General features: G+C 72.6%; 11 protein-coding genes and 1 pseudogene. 3 read left to right on the top strand and 9 right to left on the bottom strand.

Features of this window, described 5'->3' with window-relative positions:
* Positions 1 to 48: 48 nt before the first annotated feature.
* Positions 49 to 1,233: a MarP family serine protease gene (locus AY578_RS08975; protein ID WP_019522045.1), complete on the bottom strand. Its 1,185-nt coding sequence runs from the start codon at positions 1,231 to 1,233 to the stop codon at positions 49 to 51.
* Between the two features lie 212 nt (positions 1,234 to 1,445).
* Between AY578_RS08975 and AY578_RS08970 the strand changes: the two genes are divergently transcribed.
* Both AY578_RS08970 and AY578_RS08965 read left to right on the top strand, forming a co-directional pair.
* Positions 1,446 to 2,357, top strand: coding sequence for a peptidoglycan recognition protein family protein (locus tag AY578_RS08970; protein ID WP_078504467.1), 912 nt, complete (start codon positions 1,446 to 1,448; stop codon positions 2,355 to 2,357).
* A gap of 4 nt (positions 2,358 to 2,361) precedes the next feature.
* On the top strand, positions 2,362 to 2,538 hold the full coding sequence (locus AY578_RS08965) for a hypothetical protein (RefSeq protein WP_019522043.1): 177 nt from the start codon (positions 2,362 to 2,364) through the stop codon (positions 2,536 to 2,538).
* A 28-nt stretch (positions 2,539 to 2,566) separates the two neighbouring features.
* On the opposite strand, the gene AY578_RS08960 is transcribed toward AY578_RS08965, so the two are convergent.
* The 7 genes and pseudogenes from AY578_RS08960 to AY578_RS08930 form a co-directional block, all read right to left on the bottom strand.
* Positions 2,567 to 3,088: a DUF4240 domain-containing protein gene (locus tag AY578_RS08960; protein WP_019522042.1), complete on the bottom strand. Its 522-nt coding sequence runs from the start codon at positions 3,086 to 3,088 to the stop codon at positions 2,567 to 2,569.
* Positions 3,089 to 3,209: 121 nt separating this feature from the next.
* Positions 3,210 to 4,196 (bottom strand): helix-turn-helix transcriptional regulator, encoded by a 987-nt coding sequence (locus tag AY578_RS08955; protein ID WP_028959825.1) that lies wholly within the window; start codon positions 4,194 to 4,196, stop codon positions 3,210 to 3,212.
* A gap of 84 nt (positions 4,197 to 4,280) precedes the next feature.
* Positions 4,281 to 6,983 (bottom strand): pyruvate dehydrogenase (acetyl-transferring), homodimeric type, encoded by a 2,703-nt coding sequence (gene aceE, locus AY578_RS08950; RefSeq protein ID WP_019522040.1) that lies wholly within the window; start codon positions 6,981 to 6,983, stop codon positions 4,281 to 4,283.
* Positions 6,984 to 7,370: 387 nt separating this feature from the next.
* Entirely contained in the window at positions 7,371 to 7,994 is a 624-nt protein-coding gene (locus tag AY578_RS08945) for a GntR family transcriptional regulator (RefSeq protein ID WP_019522039.1), read from the bottom strand.
* Between the two features lie 217 nt (positions 7,995 to 8,211).
* Positions 8,212 to 9,973 (bottom strand): annotated as a pseudogene (sucB, locus tag AY578_RS08940) (2-oxoglutarate dehydrogenase, E2 component, dihydrolipoamide succinyltransferase).
* A 61-nt stretch (positions 9,974 to 10,034) separates the two neighbouring features.
* Entirely contained in the window at positions 10,035 to 11,423 is a 1,389-nt protein-coding gene (gene lpdA, locus AY578_RS08935; protein WP_019522037.1) for a dihydrolipoyl dehydrogenase, read from the bottom strand.
* Positions 11,424 to 11,650: 227 nt separating this feature from the next.
* A complete protein-coding gene (locus AY578_RS08930) occupies positions 11,651 to 13,189 on the bottom strand; it encodes a leucyl aminopeptidase (RefSeq protein WP_258902236.1) in 1,539 nt (512 codons plus the stop codon).
* Positions 13,190 to 13,500: 311 nt separating this feature from the next.
* On the opposite strand from AY578_RS08930, the gene AY578_RS08925 reads away from it, so the two are divergent.
* A complete protein-coding gene (locus AY578_RS08925) occupies positions 13,501 to 14,271 on the top strand; it encodes an endo alpha-1,4 polygalactosaminidase (RefSeq protein WP_019522035.1) in 771 nt (256 codons plus the stop codon).
* Here the strand turns inward: AY578_RS08925 and AY578_RS08920 are convergent.
* Positions 14,231 to 14,836 carry an RDD family protein gene (locus AY578_RS08920; protein WP_210634329.1) on the bottom strand — a complete coding sequence of 202 codons (606 nt, stop codon included), beginning with the start codon at positions 14,834 to 14,836 and terminating at the stop codon, positions 14,231 to 14,233. The genes AY578_RS08925 and AY578_RS08920 overlap by 41 nt on opposite strands.
* Positions 14,837 to 14,859 lie beyond the last annotated feature (23 nt).

Raw genomic sequence — 14,859 nt, 5'->3', positions numbered from 1 at the left:
CTACGAGAGCACTCTCGGACCGCCCTACGAGAGCACCCTCGGTCCGCCCTACGAGAGCACCGGCTGCCCCGTGTCCACCGGCGCGGTGGCCGTCGCCGCCCGCGCGGCCTCGTCGGCCACCTCGTCCGCCGTCAGCACGTACCCCGTCTCCGCGTCCGACGTGGAGCGCGCGAACACCACGCCGAACACCCGCCCGTCGGTGGTCAGCAGCGGTCCGCCCGAGTTGCCCGGGCGGACCGTGGAGCGGATCGAGTAGATCTCCCGGGTGACCGGCGCGTCGTTGTAGATGTTCTGCCCGCGCGCCTGCACCCGCCCCGCGACCGTCGCCGCCTGCAGGTTCAGGTCGCCGTCCTGCGGATAGCCCGCCACCACCGCCGCCGCGCCCCGTTCCGCGTCGTCGTCGAAGGCCAGCACCGGCGCCACCAGGTCCGGCACGTACAGCACGGCCACGTCGGTCTGCGCGTCGAACAGCACCACCCGTGCCTCGTACGTCCGCCCGACGCCGCCCACCCGCACGGTCGGCTCGTCGATGCCCGCCACCACGTGCGCGTTGGTCATCACGTGCTCCCGCGCGTACACGAACCCGCTGCCCTCACGCCCCTGCGTGCCGGCCACGCCCTCGACCTTCACCGTGCTGCGCTGCGCCGCGCGCGTGGCGGCCGGCGTCACGCTGTCCCCGGTCGGCGCGGCCACCTCCGCGGTCGACTCGTTCTCGAACGGGTTGAACACCTGCGGGAAACCAGCCTCGGTCAGCGCCGACGTCGCCCGCGAGAACCAGGCCGGCGTGGTGTCCGGCATGGCGTCCTGCACCGCGCCCAGCAGCCGCGAGTCCCGGATCGCCGACGTCACCAGCGGCGACGAGGACGCGCCCAGCACGCTCGCCGCCACCCACGCCACGATCAGCACCGCCACCGCGTTCGCCGCGGCCCCGCCGACCCCGTCCGCCACCCGCAGCGGGCCACGGTCCAGCTCCCGGCGCAGCCGCAGCCCCAGCCGCCCCGCCAGCTCGTGCCCCACCACGGCCGGCAGCAGCACCGTGAACACCGCCGTCACCGTCGCCCGCGTGGTCCCCGGCGTCACCAGGTCCATCACCCACGGCAGGATCCACACGCCGACGACCGCGCCGCCCACGAACCCGGCCAGGGACACACAGCCGGCGACCAGTCCGCGCCGGTAACCGGACGCCGCATAGGCCAGGACGACCAGCATCAGCAGGATGTCGAGCAGATCCACGCACGCCGCCTTTCTCTCGGGACCACGACCCTCAGTACGGGGCCCGGGGGCCACGTGATCAGCCACGCGCCCGCCGGACACGGGACAACCGCCCACGAGGGCGCGCGTGCACTGGGGAAAACGTCACGCACCGGCACGATGGTTCCGCCGGCCGTCCACCGACTGGCGGAGCAGACGTCGCGCGCCGCCGCGGCCCGTCCCACAGTGGGACCATGCGTGTCCCCAGGAGACCGCGCGGCGCGCGGAAGCCCCGCCCGGCCCGGATACCCGGCCGGCGCGGCTCCACGCGGCTGCCGAGGACGGTCACCGTGCCCCTCGGCTTCGTGCCGGGCGCCGCCGCCGTCGTCGCGCTGGTGCTGTGCGCCTACGGCGTCGAACGGGCCGCCGAGGCCTCCGACGCCCAGGCCGCCGCCCGCCCCGCGCCCGCCTTCCACGCCCCCCGGCCGGACATCGTGCCGCGCGCGGCATGGATCGGCGACGCGGCCCGCGACCAGCCCCCGCCGCGCTACGACGACCAGGTCGTCGCCGTGTTCATCCACCACACCGACTCGCCCAACGGGTACGACTGCGCCGACGCCCCCGGCATCCTCCGGGCGCTGTACGAGGGGCAGACCCAGGGCCGCGACTGGGACGACCTCGGCTACAACTTCGTCGTCGACCGCTGCGGCACCGTCTACGAGGGCCGCGCCGGCGGCGCCGACCGGCCCGTCACCGGCGCCCACACCCAGGGCTTCAACCACCGCACCGCGGGTATCGCCGCCCTCGGCACCTTCACCGAGGGCGTCGAGGTGCCCGACGCGATGCTGCACTCGATCGCCGCCGTGACCGCCTGGAAGCTCGGTCCCTCCGGCACCGACCCGCGCTCCGACGTGCGGCTGGTCTCCAGCAACGGCGGCAGCCGCTACGCCGCCGGCACCATCGCCGTCCTGCCCGCCGTCGCGGGCCACAGCGACGGCTACATGACCGACTGCCCGGGCGCCGCCCTGCACGCGCGGCTCCCGGAGATCAGGGACCTCGCGGCCCGCCTCCAGGGCCGCGACGCCGGAACCGGCCCCGGCCGGGACACCGGCACCGACACACAGCGCGTCACCGTGGAAGACGACGCGCACGGAACGAAGAGCTGAGCCCATGAGCGACACCCCTGACCGAAGTACCACCTGGGCGGACGCCCTGCGCCGCCCCTGGACCGCCCTGGTCGCCGCGGCGGCCGTCGTCCTCGGCCCCGCCGCCTCCACGGCCTCCGCCCTCATGCAGGCCAACGCGGCCCCCCTGCGCCACGCGCAGAGCCCGCACCGGCGCCTGTGACCGGCGCCCGGCGCCCGCGCCCCGCGGCTCAGTCCCCGCGGAACCTCTCCCACAGCCGTGGGTAGCGCGCGGCGAGCAGTGCCTCGTTCTCGAAGTCGATCGGCGTGCCCTCCGGCTCCGCGGGGGCCGGAGGGAGGCCGAGGTCGGGCATCACCAGACCGGTGAGCTGCTCGTACGCCTCGTCGGCCGCATAGCCCAGGTCCTCCCCGTCGCCGTCGATCTCCTCGTCGAAGTCGTCGAGCAGGTCGGCGAGCGCGTCCGGGTCGTGCAGCGCGCCCTCGAACACCTCACGGCCCTGGCCGATGAGCCAGCACCGGAAGAAGTCGAAGGCGTCGTCGCTGCACCCGTCCAGCAGCACCCACGCGGCGCCCCACAGGTCCCAGCGGTACGCACGCTGGTAGCGCGCCTCGAAGTGACGGGCGAAGTCCAGCACGGCCTCGGGGTCCAGCCGCACCAGCCGCTCCACGAGCAGATCGGCCTGCTCCTCGGGATCCCCCTCGGCATCCTCCCGAGCCCCGTCCACCAACGCCCAGAACTCCGTCTCGTCCATCACACGACAAGCATCAACCCGCGCCCCCTCAGGGGCGCGGGGAACTGCGCAAAAGGGGGTCTGGGGGCGAAGCCCCCAGGGCCGGGAAGGGAAGGGGCGGAGGGGGCGAAAAACCCTGCTCTCACCCCCGGTACAACCGCACCACCCTCTCCGCCTCGGAGGCGAAGAACTCCCGCAACGAGTCCGGCTCCACAACCTCCGCCTCCGCCCCCAGAGAAGCCAACTGCGTCCGCGCCACCTCCTCGGACTCGACGGGCAGCGTCACCGTCACCCACTCCCCGTCCCCGGGCGCAGCCACCCCTTCCAGCACCTCCCGCGCCACGCCGGAGTCCACCGCGTACGGCAGTCGCCGCACCCCCTCCGCAGACAGCCGCACCACCACCTCCGCCCGCAGGATCGACCGCGCGAACTGCTCCGCCCGCTCCTCCCAGAACGCCGGCAGATCGAAGTCCTCCGTCCGCTCGAACCGCTCCTCGCCCCGCTCCACCGCCGTGAACCGGTCGATCCGGTACACCCGGAAGGAGTCCCGCCCCGCGACCCGCGCGCACAGGTACCAGACGCCCGCCTTCAGCACGAGCCCGTACGGCTCCAGCTCCCGCTCCACCTCGTGCCGCCGCTCCCCGGACCCGCGCCGGTAGCGGGCGGTGATCCGCCGGTCGTCCCACACCGCGTCCGCCACGGCCGGCAGCAGCGCCGGCGTCTCGGGCTCCCGGAACCAGTTCGGCGCGTCCAGGTGGAACCGCTGCGCCGCCGTCCGCGAGGCGTCCCGCAGCGACGGCAGCAGCGCCGCCGACACCTTCAGCCGGGCCGCCGAGGCCGCGTCCTCCAGACCCATCTCGCGCAGCGCGCCCGGCACCCCCGACAGGAACAGCGCCTCCGCCTCGCCTCGGGCCAGCCCCGTCAGCCGTGTCCGGTACCCGCCGACCAGCCGGTAGCCGCCGATGCGCCCCCGGTCCGCGTACACCGGCACGCCCGCCTCGGACAGCGCCTGCGCGTCACGGGTGACCGTACGCTCCGACACCTCCAGCTCCCGGGCCAGCTCGGCGGCGGTCATGGAGGGCCGGGACTGCAGCAGCAGCACCATCTTGATCAACCGGGCAGCACGCATGCGCCCATCATGCCCGTCACGCGAGAGGCCCCCGCCGCCACGCGCTCACGCGTGACGACGGGGGCCTCCTCACGAACTTCCGTCCTACAGCCCGTACTTCTCCCGGGCTTCCTTCACCGCGGTGGCCTTCACCTCGCCGCGGCGGGCGAGCTGGGCCAGGGCGGCGACGACGATGGACTCGGCGTCCACGCCGAAGTGGCGGCGGGCCGCCTCACGGGTGTCCGACAGACCGAAGCCGTCGGCGCCCAGCGAGGTGTAGTCCTGCTCGACCCACTGCGCGATCTGGTCCGGGACCTGGCGCATGTAGTCCGAGACCGCCAGCACCGGGCCCTCGGCGCCCTGGAGCGCCTGCCGGACGTACGGCGTCCGCTCCTCGCCGCGCAGCAGGGCCTCGTCGGCCTCCATCGCGTCGCGCCGCAGCTCGGTCCACGAGGTGGCGGACCACACGTCGGCGGACACGCCCCACTCCTCGGCGAGCAGCCGCTGCGCCTTCAGAGCCCAGTGGATCGCCGTGCCGGAGCCCAGCAGCTGGATGCGCGGGGCGTTGGCGGCGGGGGACAGACCCGCGGACTCCGCCGTGTTGAAGCGGTACAGGCCCTTGACGATGCCCTCGTCGACACCGGCCGCCTGCGGCTTCGCGGGCTGCGGCAGCGGCTCGTTGTAGACCGTCAGGTAGTAGAAGACGTTCTGGTCCTCGTCCGGCTTGGCCTCGCCGAACATCCGGCGCAGACCCTCCTTGACGATGACCGCGACCTCGTACGCGAACGCCGGGTCGTACGTCAGGGCGGCCGGGTTGGTCGCCGCGATGACGGGGGAGTGGCCGTCGGCGTGCTGGAGGCCCTCACCGGTCAGCGTGGTGCGGCCCGCGGTGGCGCCGACCAGGAAGCCGCGGCCCAGCTGGTCGCCGAGCTGCCACATCTGGTCGCCGGTGCGCTGCCAGCCGAACATCGAGTAGTAGATGTAGAACGGGATCATCGTCTCGCCGTGCGTCGAGTACGACGTCGACGCGGCGATGAACTCGGCCATGGCGCCGGCCTCGGTGATCCCCTCGTTGAAGATCTGGCCGTTCTTGGCTTCCTTGTAGTACATCAGCTGGTCGCGGTCGACCGGCTCGTACGTCTGGCCCATCGGCGAGTAGATGCCGAGGGACGGGAAGAGGCTCTCCATGCCGAAGGTGCGCGCCTCGTCGGGGACGATCGGCACCCAGCGCCTGCCCGTCTCCTTGTCGCGGACCAGGTCCTTGACCAGGCGGACGAACGCCATCGTGGTGGCCACGTTCTGCGAGCCTGAGCCCTTGTCGAAGGCGGTGAAGGCCTTCTCGGCCGGCTGCGGCAGCGGCGCGACCGGGTGCACGCGGCGGGCCGGGGCGGGACCGCCGAGGGCGGCGCGGCGCTCCTGGAGGTAGCGGACCTCGGGGGAGTCGGCGCCCGGGTGCGCGTAGGGCACCACGCCGTCGACGAACTGCGAGTCCGCGATCGGCAGCTCCAGGCGGTCGCGCATCGCCTTGAACTCGTCCACCGTCAGCTTCTTCATCTGGTGGTTGGCGTTCTTCGACGCGAAGCCCTCACCGAGGGTGTGGCCCTTGACGGTCTGCGCCAGGATCACGGTCGGCGCGCCCTTGTGGGAGAGCGCGGCCTTGTACGCGGCGTAGACCTTGCGGGACTCGTGGCCGCCGCGCGAGAGGTGGAAGCACTCGAGGATCTTGTCGTCGCTCAGCAGCTTCGCCATCTCGGCGAGCGCCGGGTCCTTGCCGAAGAAGTCCTCGCGGATGTAGGCGGCGTCACGCGTCTGGTACGTCTGCACCTGCGCGTCCGGCACCTCGCGCAGCCGGCGGACCAGGGCGCCCGTGGTGTCCAGCTGGAACAGCTCGTCCCAGGCGGTGCCCCACAGGGTCTTGATGACGTTCCAGCCGGCGCCGCGGAACTGGGCCTCCAGCTCCTGCACGATCTTGAAGTTGGCGCGGACCGGGCCGTCGAGGCGCTGCAGGTTGCAGTTGACGACGAAGGTCAGGTTGTCCAGCTGCTCGCGGGCGGCGAGGGTGAGCGCGGTCGTCGACTCGGGCTCGTCCATCTCGCCGTCGCCGAGGAACGCCCACACGTGGGAGTCGGAGACGTCCTTGATGCCGCGGCTGGTCAGATAGCGGTTGAAGCGCGCCTGGTAGATCGCGGAGATCGGGCCGAGGCCCATCGACACGGTGGGGAACTCCCACAGCCAGGGCAGGCGCCGCGGGTGCGGGTAGGACGGCAGGCCGTTGCCGCCCGCCTCACGGCGGAAGTTGTCCAGCTGCTCCTCGCCGATCCGGCCGTCGAGGAACGCGCGGGCGTAGATGCCGGGGGAGGCGTGGCCCTGGATGTAGAGCTGGTCGCCGGAGCCGTCCCCCTCCTTGCCGCGGAAGAAGTGGTTGAAGCCGGTCTCGTAGAGCCACGCGGCCGAGGCGAAGGTGGCGATGTGGCCGCCCACGCCGTACTTGCTGCCGCGGGTCACCATCGCCGCCGCGTTCCACCGGTTCCAGGCGGTGATGCGCTGCTCCAGCGCCTCGTCGCCGTCCACGGCGGGCTCGGCCGCGGTGGGGATGGTGTTGACGTAGTCGGTCTCGAGCAGCTTGGGCAGCGCGACGCCGGCGCCCTCGGCACGCTCCAGCGTGCGCCGCATCAGGTACGCGGCACGGTGCGGCCCGGCCGCCGCGGTCACGGCGTCCAGGGAGGCCTGCCACTCGGCGGTCTCCTCCGGGTCGCGGTCCGGGAGCTGGTCCAGCTCGCTCGGCTGGATGGCGTTGGGGTCGGTCATGTCGCCGCCTTCCTCAGTCGAAGGGGGTGCCCTCAGAAGGGTTCGGGGGTGCCCTTTGTCTTTGGCAGGACAGGGCTGCGGACTTCGGTGGAAGTCCGCAGGTGACAATAACTCCGTGATCGATGATCGATCAAAGGGTTGAGGGGCAAAATCGCTTGATCCGGAGAAAGTCGGCACGGGGTGCCTTCGGTGGTGGCACGCGGTGACGGGTTTTGGGGGCGTTTGCGCAGGTGAGGGCGGTGCCGCGCGGACGTGCACCCGCGGTCCGGTGGGGCTGGTCGCGCAGTTCCCCGCGCCCTTCAGGGGCGCGGGGAACTGCGCGAAAAGGGGGTCTGGGGGCGGAGCCCCCAGGGTGGGGACGGGAAGGGGCGGCGGGGGCGAGACTCCCTAGGCCCGCGGCGCACACCCCAGCACATGCGACTTCACCAGCTCCGCGATCCGCGGATCCCGGCGGCGGAAGGCCGCGACCAGTTCCTCGTGCTCCTCCGCGTAGGACTGCTGCACGGTCCCCAGCCACCGTATCGACAGCGCCGTGAACACCTCGATCCCCAGCCCCTCCCACGTGTGCAGCAGCACGGAATTCCCCGCCGCCCGCACCAGCTCCCGGTGGAACCCCACCGTGTGCCGCACCTGCGCCGTCCCGTCCGCGACGCGGTCCGCCTCGTACAGCGCCGCGACATGCGGCTCCAGCGCCGAGCAGTCCTCCGCCAGCCGCGCCGCCGCCAGCTCCGCCGCGATCGCCTCCAGACCGGCCCGGACCGGGTAGCTCTCCTCCAGGTCGGCCGCCGTCAGGTTCCGCACCCGCACGCCCTTGTTCGGCGCCGACTCGATCAGCCGCAGCGACTCCAGCTCGCGCAGCGCCTCCCGCACGGGCGTCTGGCTGACCTCCAGCTCGGTCGCGATGCGCCGCTCCACGATCCGCTCGCCCGGCTTCCAGCGCCCGCTGATGATCCCTTCCAGGATGTGCTCGCGGATCTGCTCGCGCAGCGAGTGGACGACGGGCGCGGTCATGACGGGCTCCTTAGCGGGGCCCGCGGGCCCCCGGGGGGCTTTGACGAATAGACAATACGGCCGGGAGACCGCCGGGGTGGGGCGCGCGGGGGCGCTTTCGCCCAGGTGAGACGAGACTTACACGCCCCATGTGACGGTGCCCCCGTCCGGAAGCCGTGACGGCTTCCGGACGGGGGCACCGAGGGACCGGATCAGCGGCCCGGGGTCACCGTGCGGTTCACAGACCGAGCTCGACCTCGAACTCGCCCGCCTCCAGGATCGCCTTGACCGCCGTCAGGTAACGGGCGGCGTCGGCGCCGTCCACCAGACGGTGGTCGTAGGAGAGGGTCAGGTACGTCATGTCGCGGATGCCGATGACGGGACCGTCCTCGGTCTCCACGACGGCCGGGCGCTTGACCGTGGCGCCGATGCCGAGGATCGCGACCTGGCCCGGCGGCACGATGATCGTGTCGAAGAGCGCACCGCGCGAACCCGTGTTGGAGATGGTGAAGGTCGCGCCGGACAGCTCGTCCGGGGTGATCTTGTTGCCGCGGACCTTGCCCGCCAGCTCCGCCGTGGCCTTGGCGATACCGGCGAGGTTCAGACCGCCGGCGTTCTTGATGACCGGGGTCATCAGGCCCTTCTCGGAGTCCACCGCGATACCGATGTTCTCGGTGTCGAAGTAGGTGATGGTCCCCTCGGCCTCGTTGATCTTGGCGTTGATGACCGGGTGGGCCTTCAGCGCCTGGGCGGCGGCCTTGACGAAGAACGGCATCGGGGAGAGCTTGACGCCCTCACGGGCCGCGAACGCGTCCTTCGCGCGGGCGCGCAGCTTCATCAGACGGGTGACGTCGACCTCGACGACCGAGGACAGCTGGGCCTGCTCGTGCAGGGCCTTGACCATGTTGTCGCCGATGACCTTGCGGATCCGCGGCATCTTCACGGTCTGGCCGCGCAGCGGGGACGCCTCGAGCACCGGGGCCTTCTTGGCGGCCGTCGGAGCGGCGGCCGGGGCCGGGGCAGCGGCGGCGGCCTTCGCGGCCTCGGCGGCGGCGATGACGTCCTGCTTGCGGATACGGCCGCCGACGCCGGTGCCCTTGACGGTGGACAGGTCGACGCCGTTCTCGGCGGCGAGCTTGCGCACCAGCGGGGTCACGTAGGCGCCGTCGTCCGTGGCCTGCGCGGCGGCCGGGGCCGGAGCCGCGGGAGCCTGCGGAGCCGGAGCGGCCGGAGCCGGGGCGGGAGCGGGCGCCGGGGCGGCCTGCTGCGGAGCCGGAGCCGAGCGGCCGGGGCCGGGGCGGGCCCGGGCCGGGCGGGCTCCGGGCCGGGGCGGCTCGGCTGCGCCGGGCCGCGGGCTTCCTGGGCGGGGCGGCGGCCGGAGCGGCGCCGGCCTCCCGATGACGGCGAGCTTCGCGCCGACCTCGGCGGTCTCGTCCTCGCCGACCCGATCTCCAGCAGGGTGCCGGACGCGGGGCGGGGATCTCGGTGTCGACCTTGTCGGTGGACACCTCCGAGCAGCGGCTCGTCGGCCTCGACGGTGTGGCCACCGACTTCAGCCACGGGTGACGGTGCCCTCGTGACGGACTCGCCGAGCGCCGGCAGGACCACGTCGGTGCCCTGCGCGGAACCGCCGCCGCGCCGCGCCTCGGCGGTGGGGGCGGGGGCCGGCGGCCTGCTCGGTGGACGGCTGGCCTGCGGCTCCGGGGGGCCGGCGGGGCCGCCTGCTCGGCGGCCGGGGCCTCGGTGGCCGCGGGGGCGCCGCTGCCGTCGTCGATCAGGGCCAGCTCGGCGCCGACCTCGACCGTCTCGTCCTCGGCGACCTTGATGGAGGACAGCACGCCGGAGGCGGGGGCCGGGATCTCGGTGTCGACCTTGTCGGTCGACACCTCGAGCAGCGGCTCGTCGGCCTCGACGCGCTCGCCCTCGGCCTTCAGCCAGCGGGTGACAGTGCCCTCGGTGACGCTCTCGCCGAGCGCCGGAAGGGTTACGGAAACCGCCATGGTTTCGGTTGCTCCTTTAAAAGTGCGGAAGTCTGTGTCGTCGCGCCCGGTGACCGATGGCTCAGTCGTGGGAGTGGAGGGGCTTGCCGGCCAGGGCCAGGTGGGCCTCGCCGAGCGCCTCGTTCTGCGTCGGGTGGGCGTGGACCAGCTGGGCCACCTCGGCCGGCAGGGCCTCCCAGTTGTAGATCAGCTGCGCCTCGCCGACCTGCTCGCCCATACGGTCGCCGACCATGTGGACGCCGACCACCGCACCGTCCTTGACCTGGACGAGCTTGATCTCGCCCGCGGTCTTCAGGATCTTGCTCTTGCCGTTGCCCGCGAGGTTGTACTTCAGAGCGACGACCTTGTCCGCGCCGTAGATCTCCTTGGCCTTGGCCTCGGTGATGCCGACGGAGGCGACCTCGGGGTGGCAGTACGTCACCCGCGGCACGCCGTCGTAGTCGATCGGGACGGTCTTGAGACCGGCCAGGCGCTCCGCCACCAGGATGCCCTCGGCGAAGCCGACGTGCGCGAGCTGGAGCGTCGGGACGAGGTCGCCGACGGCGGAGATGGTGGGCACGTTGGTGCGCATGTACTCGTCGACCAGGACGTAGCCGCGGTCCATGGCGACCCCGGCCTCCTCGTAGCCCAGGCCCTGCGAGACCGGGCCGCGGCCGACGGCGACGAGCAGGACCTCGGCCTCGAACGTCTTGCCGTCCGCCAGGGTGACCTTGACGCCGTCCTGGGTGTACTCGGCCTTCTCGAAGAACGTGCCCAGGTTGAACTTGATGCCGCGCTTGCGGAACGCGCGCTCGAGCAGCTTGGAGCTGTTCTCGTCCTCGACCGGGACGAGGTGCTTCATGCCCTCGATGACCGTGACGTCGGTGCCGAACGACTTCCACGCGGACGCGAACTCGACCCCGATGACGCCGCCGCCCAGGACGATCGCGGACTTGGGCACGCGGTCCAGGACCAGGGCGTGGTCGGAGGAGATGATCCGGTCGCCGTCGATCTCCAGGCCCGGCAGCGACTTCGGCACGGAGCCGGTCGCCAGCAGGACGTGGCGGCCCTGGACACGCTGGCCGTTCACGTCGACGGAGGTGGGGGAGGACAGCCGGCCCTCACCCTCGATGTAGGTGATCTTGCGGGAGGCGATCAGCCCCTGAAGACCCTTGTACAGGCCGGCGATCACGTCGTCCTTGTACTTGTGGACGGCCGCGATGTCGATGCCCTCGAAGGTGGCCTTCACACCGAACTGCTCGCTCTCGCGGGCCTGGTCGGCGATCTCACCCGCGTGCAGCAGGGCCTTGGTGGGGATGCATCCGTTGTGCAGGCAGGTACCGCCGACCTTGCCCTTCTCGATCAGGGCGACGTCCAGGCCCAGCTGTGCCCCGCGCAGGGCCGCGGCGTACCCACCGCTGCCACCGCCGAGGATCACTAGGTCGAAAACGGTGCTGGCGTCGTTCGCCACGTCACGTCCTCCATGCATGTGCGCCACGCCGGTCTCCAGTGACCGGTCGGCGGCTGGTGTCCGGCCGCTCTATGTTCTCGGCCCTTGAGTGGGGCCCTGTCCTGCCGAGCCCTATCCTCGCACTTGTCGGGGCCGTACGAGACGCCGGGCCGTGGTGTGAGACGTCCCACTCCCCGGTGACGGGGCCCCGTCGCACCCGCGTACGAGGCCCGTCACCCGAGGACGTGTCAGCCCAGCTCGCCCGCGGCGGCCCGCTCCGCGAGCCGGACCAGGGTGCGCACCGCGGAACCGGTGCCGCCCTTGGGGGTGTAGCCGAAGGGGCCGCCCTCGTTGAAGGCGGGGCCCGCGATGTCGAGGTGTGCCCAGGTGATGCCCTCGCCGACGAACTCGCGCAGGAACAGTCCCGCGACCAGGCCGCCGCCCATCCGCTCGCCCATGTTGGCGATGTCGGCGGTCGAGGACTCCATGCCCTTGCGCAGGTGGTCCGGCAGCGGCATCGGCCAGGCCGGCTCGCCCGCCTCCTCGGCGGCCTCGTGCACGGCGGCGCGGAAGCCGTCGTCGTTGGCCATGATGCCGAAGGTGCGGCTGCCCAGCGCCAGCATCATCGCGCCGGTGAGGGTCGCGACGTCGACGATGGCGTCCGGCTTCTCCTCCGAGGCCGCCCACAGCGCGTCCGCCAGGACCAGACGGCCCTCGGCGTCGGTGTTGAGCACCTCGACGGTCTTGCCGCTGTACATGCGCAGCACGTCGCCCGGGCGGGTCGCCGAGCCGGAGGGCATGTTCTCGGCCAGCGCCAGCCAGCCGGTGACGTTGACCTCCAGGCCGAGACGCGCGGCGGCGACGACCGCGGCGAACACGGCGGCGGCGCCGCTCATGTCGCACTTCATCGTCTCGTTGTGACCGGCCGGCTTCAGCGAGATGCCGCCCGAGTCGTAGGTGATGCCCTTGCCGACCAGCGCGAGGTGCTTCTTCGCCTTGGACGAGGTGTACGACAGCTTCACCAGGCGCGGACCGGACGCGGAGCCGGCGCCGACGCCGAGGATGCCGCCGTAGCCGCCCTTGACGAGGGCCTTCTCGTCGAGCACCTGCACCTTGATGCCGTGCTCCTTCGCCGCCGCCTGCGCGACCGCCGCGAACGCCTCGGGGTTGAGGTCGTTCGGCGGGGTGTTGATCAGGTCGCGGGCCCGGTTGAGCTCCTCGGACACGGCGACGGCGCGCTCGACGGCCGCCTTGTACGCCTTGTCGCGGGGCTTGCCGCCGAGCAGCGCGGCCTCGGCGAGCGGGGCCTTGCCGTTCTTGCCGTTCTTCGCGTCGCCCTGGTCCTTGTAGGCGTCGAAGGAGTACGCGCCGAGCAGCACGCCCTCGGCGACCGCGCCGGCGTCGGCGGCGTCCGCCAGGGGCAGCGCGAACGCGGCCTTCTTCGTGCCGGCGAGGGCGCGGGCGGCGGCGCCGGCCGCCTTGCGCAGCGCCTCGGCGTCGTAACCGGAGTCCTCCTGGGGCTGGGCGCCGAGGCCCACCGCCACGACGAGCGGGGCCTTGAAGCCGGCCGGCGCGGGGAGCTTGGTCACCTCGCCCTCGGCACCGGACGCGCCGAGGGTCTCCAGGACACCGGCCAGGTTGCCGTCGTACGCCTGGTCCACGGCCTCGGCGCCCGGTGCGACGACGGGTCCTCCGGGCTTGGACGCGGAGCCCTTGGCGACACCGATCACGATCGCGTCGGCGCGCAGGCCGGCGACCGCGGCGGTGCTGAGAGTCAGAGCAGTCACGGTGGTGAATTCTCGCTTCCGATGTGAAGTTTCAGTGGCCGAAGGGTGTGGGTCGACCGGGCCCGGCAGCCGACCCTAATCGTGACGTCCGGGTGCGATCCCGTCGGGGCCTCCCCCGGTGCGGCGAACACTCCGGCCCCGAGCCTACGCGCGTGTGCGCCCGCACTCATGGGCGGTGCACGCATGCCCTGGCGCGGCGGGTGCCCCGTGACGCGCCGGGGACACCCGCGCGATCATGGAGGTGTTGGCGTGCCGCGGGGTGCGGCGGCCGTGAGGTGGGGGAGCGTCCGGTGAGAAGAACGTGTGTGGTGATGGCCCTGCTGGCCCTGGTGCTGACGGGGTGTTCCGGACGTTCCGGCGGTGCGGAGGCGCAGCCGTCGGGGGAGTGGTGGCGGCCCCGGCCGGGTCTTGACTGGCAGTGGCAGCTCACCGGCCGCCTGGACACCTCCGTCGACGTCCCCGTGTACGACATCGACGGCTTCCACCACTCGAAGGAGACCGTCGACGCGCTGCACCGTGACGGCCGCAAGGTCGTCTGCTACCTGTCCACCGGGGCCTGGGAGGACTTCCGCCCCGACGCGGACGACTTCCCGAGGTCCGTCATCGGCCGGGGCAACGGCTGGGAGGGCGAGCGCTGGCTGGACATCCGCCGCACCGACGTCCTGGAGCCGCTGATGGCCGAACGCCTCGACATGTGCCGGGACAAGGGCTTCGACGCGGTGGAGCCGGACAACATGGACGGCTACCGCAACCGCACCGGCTTCCCGCTGACCGCCGCCGACCAGCTCCGCTACAACCGGCTGATCGCCCGGCTCGCGCACGAGCGCGGCATGGCCGTCGGCCTGAAGAACGACCTGGACCAGATCCCGGAACTGGTCGGCGACTTCGACTTCGCGGTCAACGAACAGTGCGCCCAGTACGGGGAGTGCGAGGAACTCACCCCGTTCGTCGAGGCGGGCAAGGCCGTCTTCCACGTCGAGTACGAGCTGCCCGTCTCCCGCTTCTGCGCCGACTCCCGCCGCCTGAAGCTGAGTTCGCTGCTCAAGAGGTACTCACTCGACGTGTGGCGGCGAAGCTGCTGAGCTCCACGGACGCCACCGAGGTCCCGGCGACCCGGTCGGCGAGGGAGCGGCGCCGGCCGCCCAGCACCGGCAGCGCGTTCAGCAGGAACAGCGCCACCGCGACCAGCCACACCAGCACCGACAGCACGATCTCGCCCTCGACCAGCAGCACGCACGCCACCGCGTACACGGCGACGTCGGTGGCCGTGGTCACCGCCGCGCGCAGCGCCGCCCTGCGCGGTGTGCGCGGGGTGACCTTCAGCCCGGTCAGGCCCTTGCCGACGGTCCGCCCGGCGAGGGCGAGGCACGCCCACTGGTAGAGGAAGGCGGCGACGACCAGCAGCCCGAACGCCTGCTGCACGTACCCCACCGACCTGTCCCACAGCGACGTGCCGAGACCGGCGGACGCGTCCAGCACGTCCCCGCGCGAGGTGAGCAGGTCGAAGCCGCCGCGCGCGGCCAGTTCGGGCACGTCGGTCACCAGCGCGGATATCCGGTGGAAGGTGAGCACCGCCAGCAGCGAGGCCAGCGCCGCCACCAGAGCGAAGTCGATCAACCAGGCCGTGGCACGACGAAATGCCGACATTGGAACGTCCCCCGTTTGTCTGC

The sequence above is a fragment of the Streptomyces thermocarboxydus genome (genome assembly GCF_024760485.1).
GTDB lineage: Bacteria > Actinomycetota > Actinomycetes > Streptomycetales > Streptomycetaceae > Streptomyces > Streptomyces cellulosae.
This window is presented reverse-complemented; position numbering and strand designations above follow the sequence as displayed.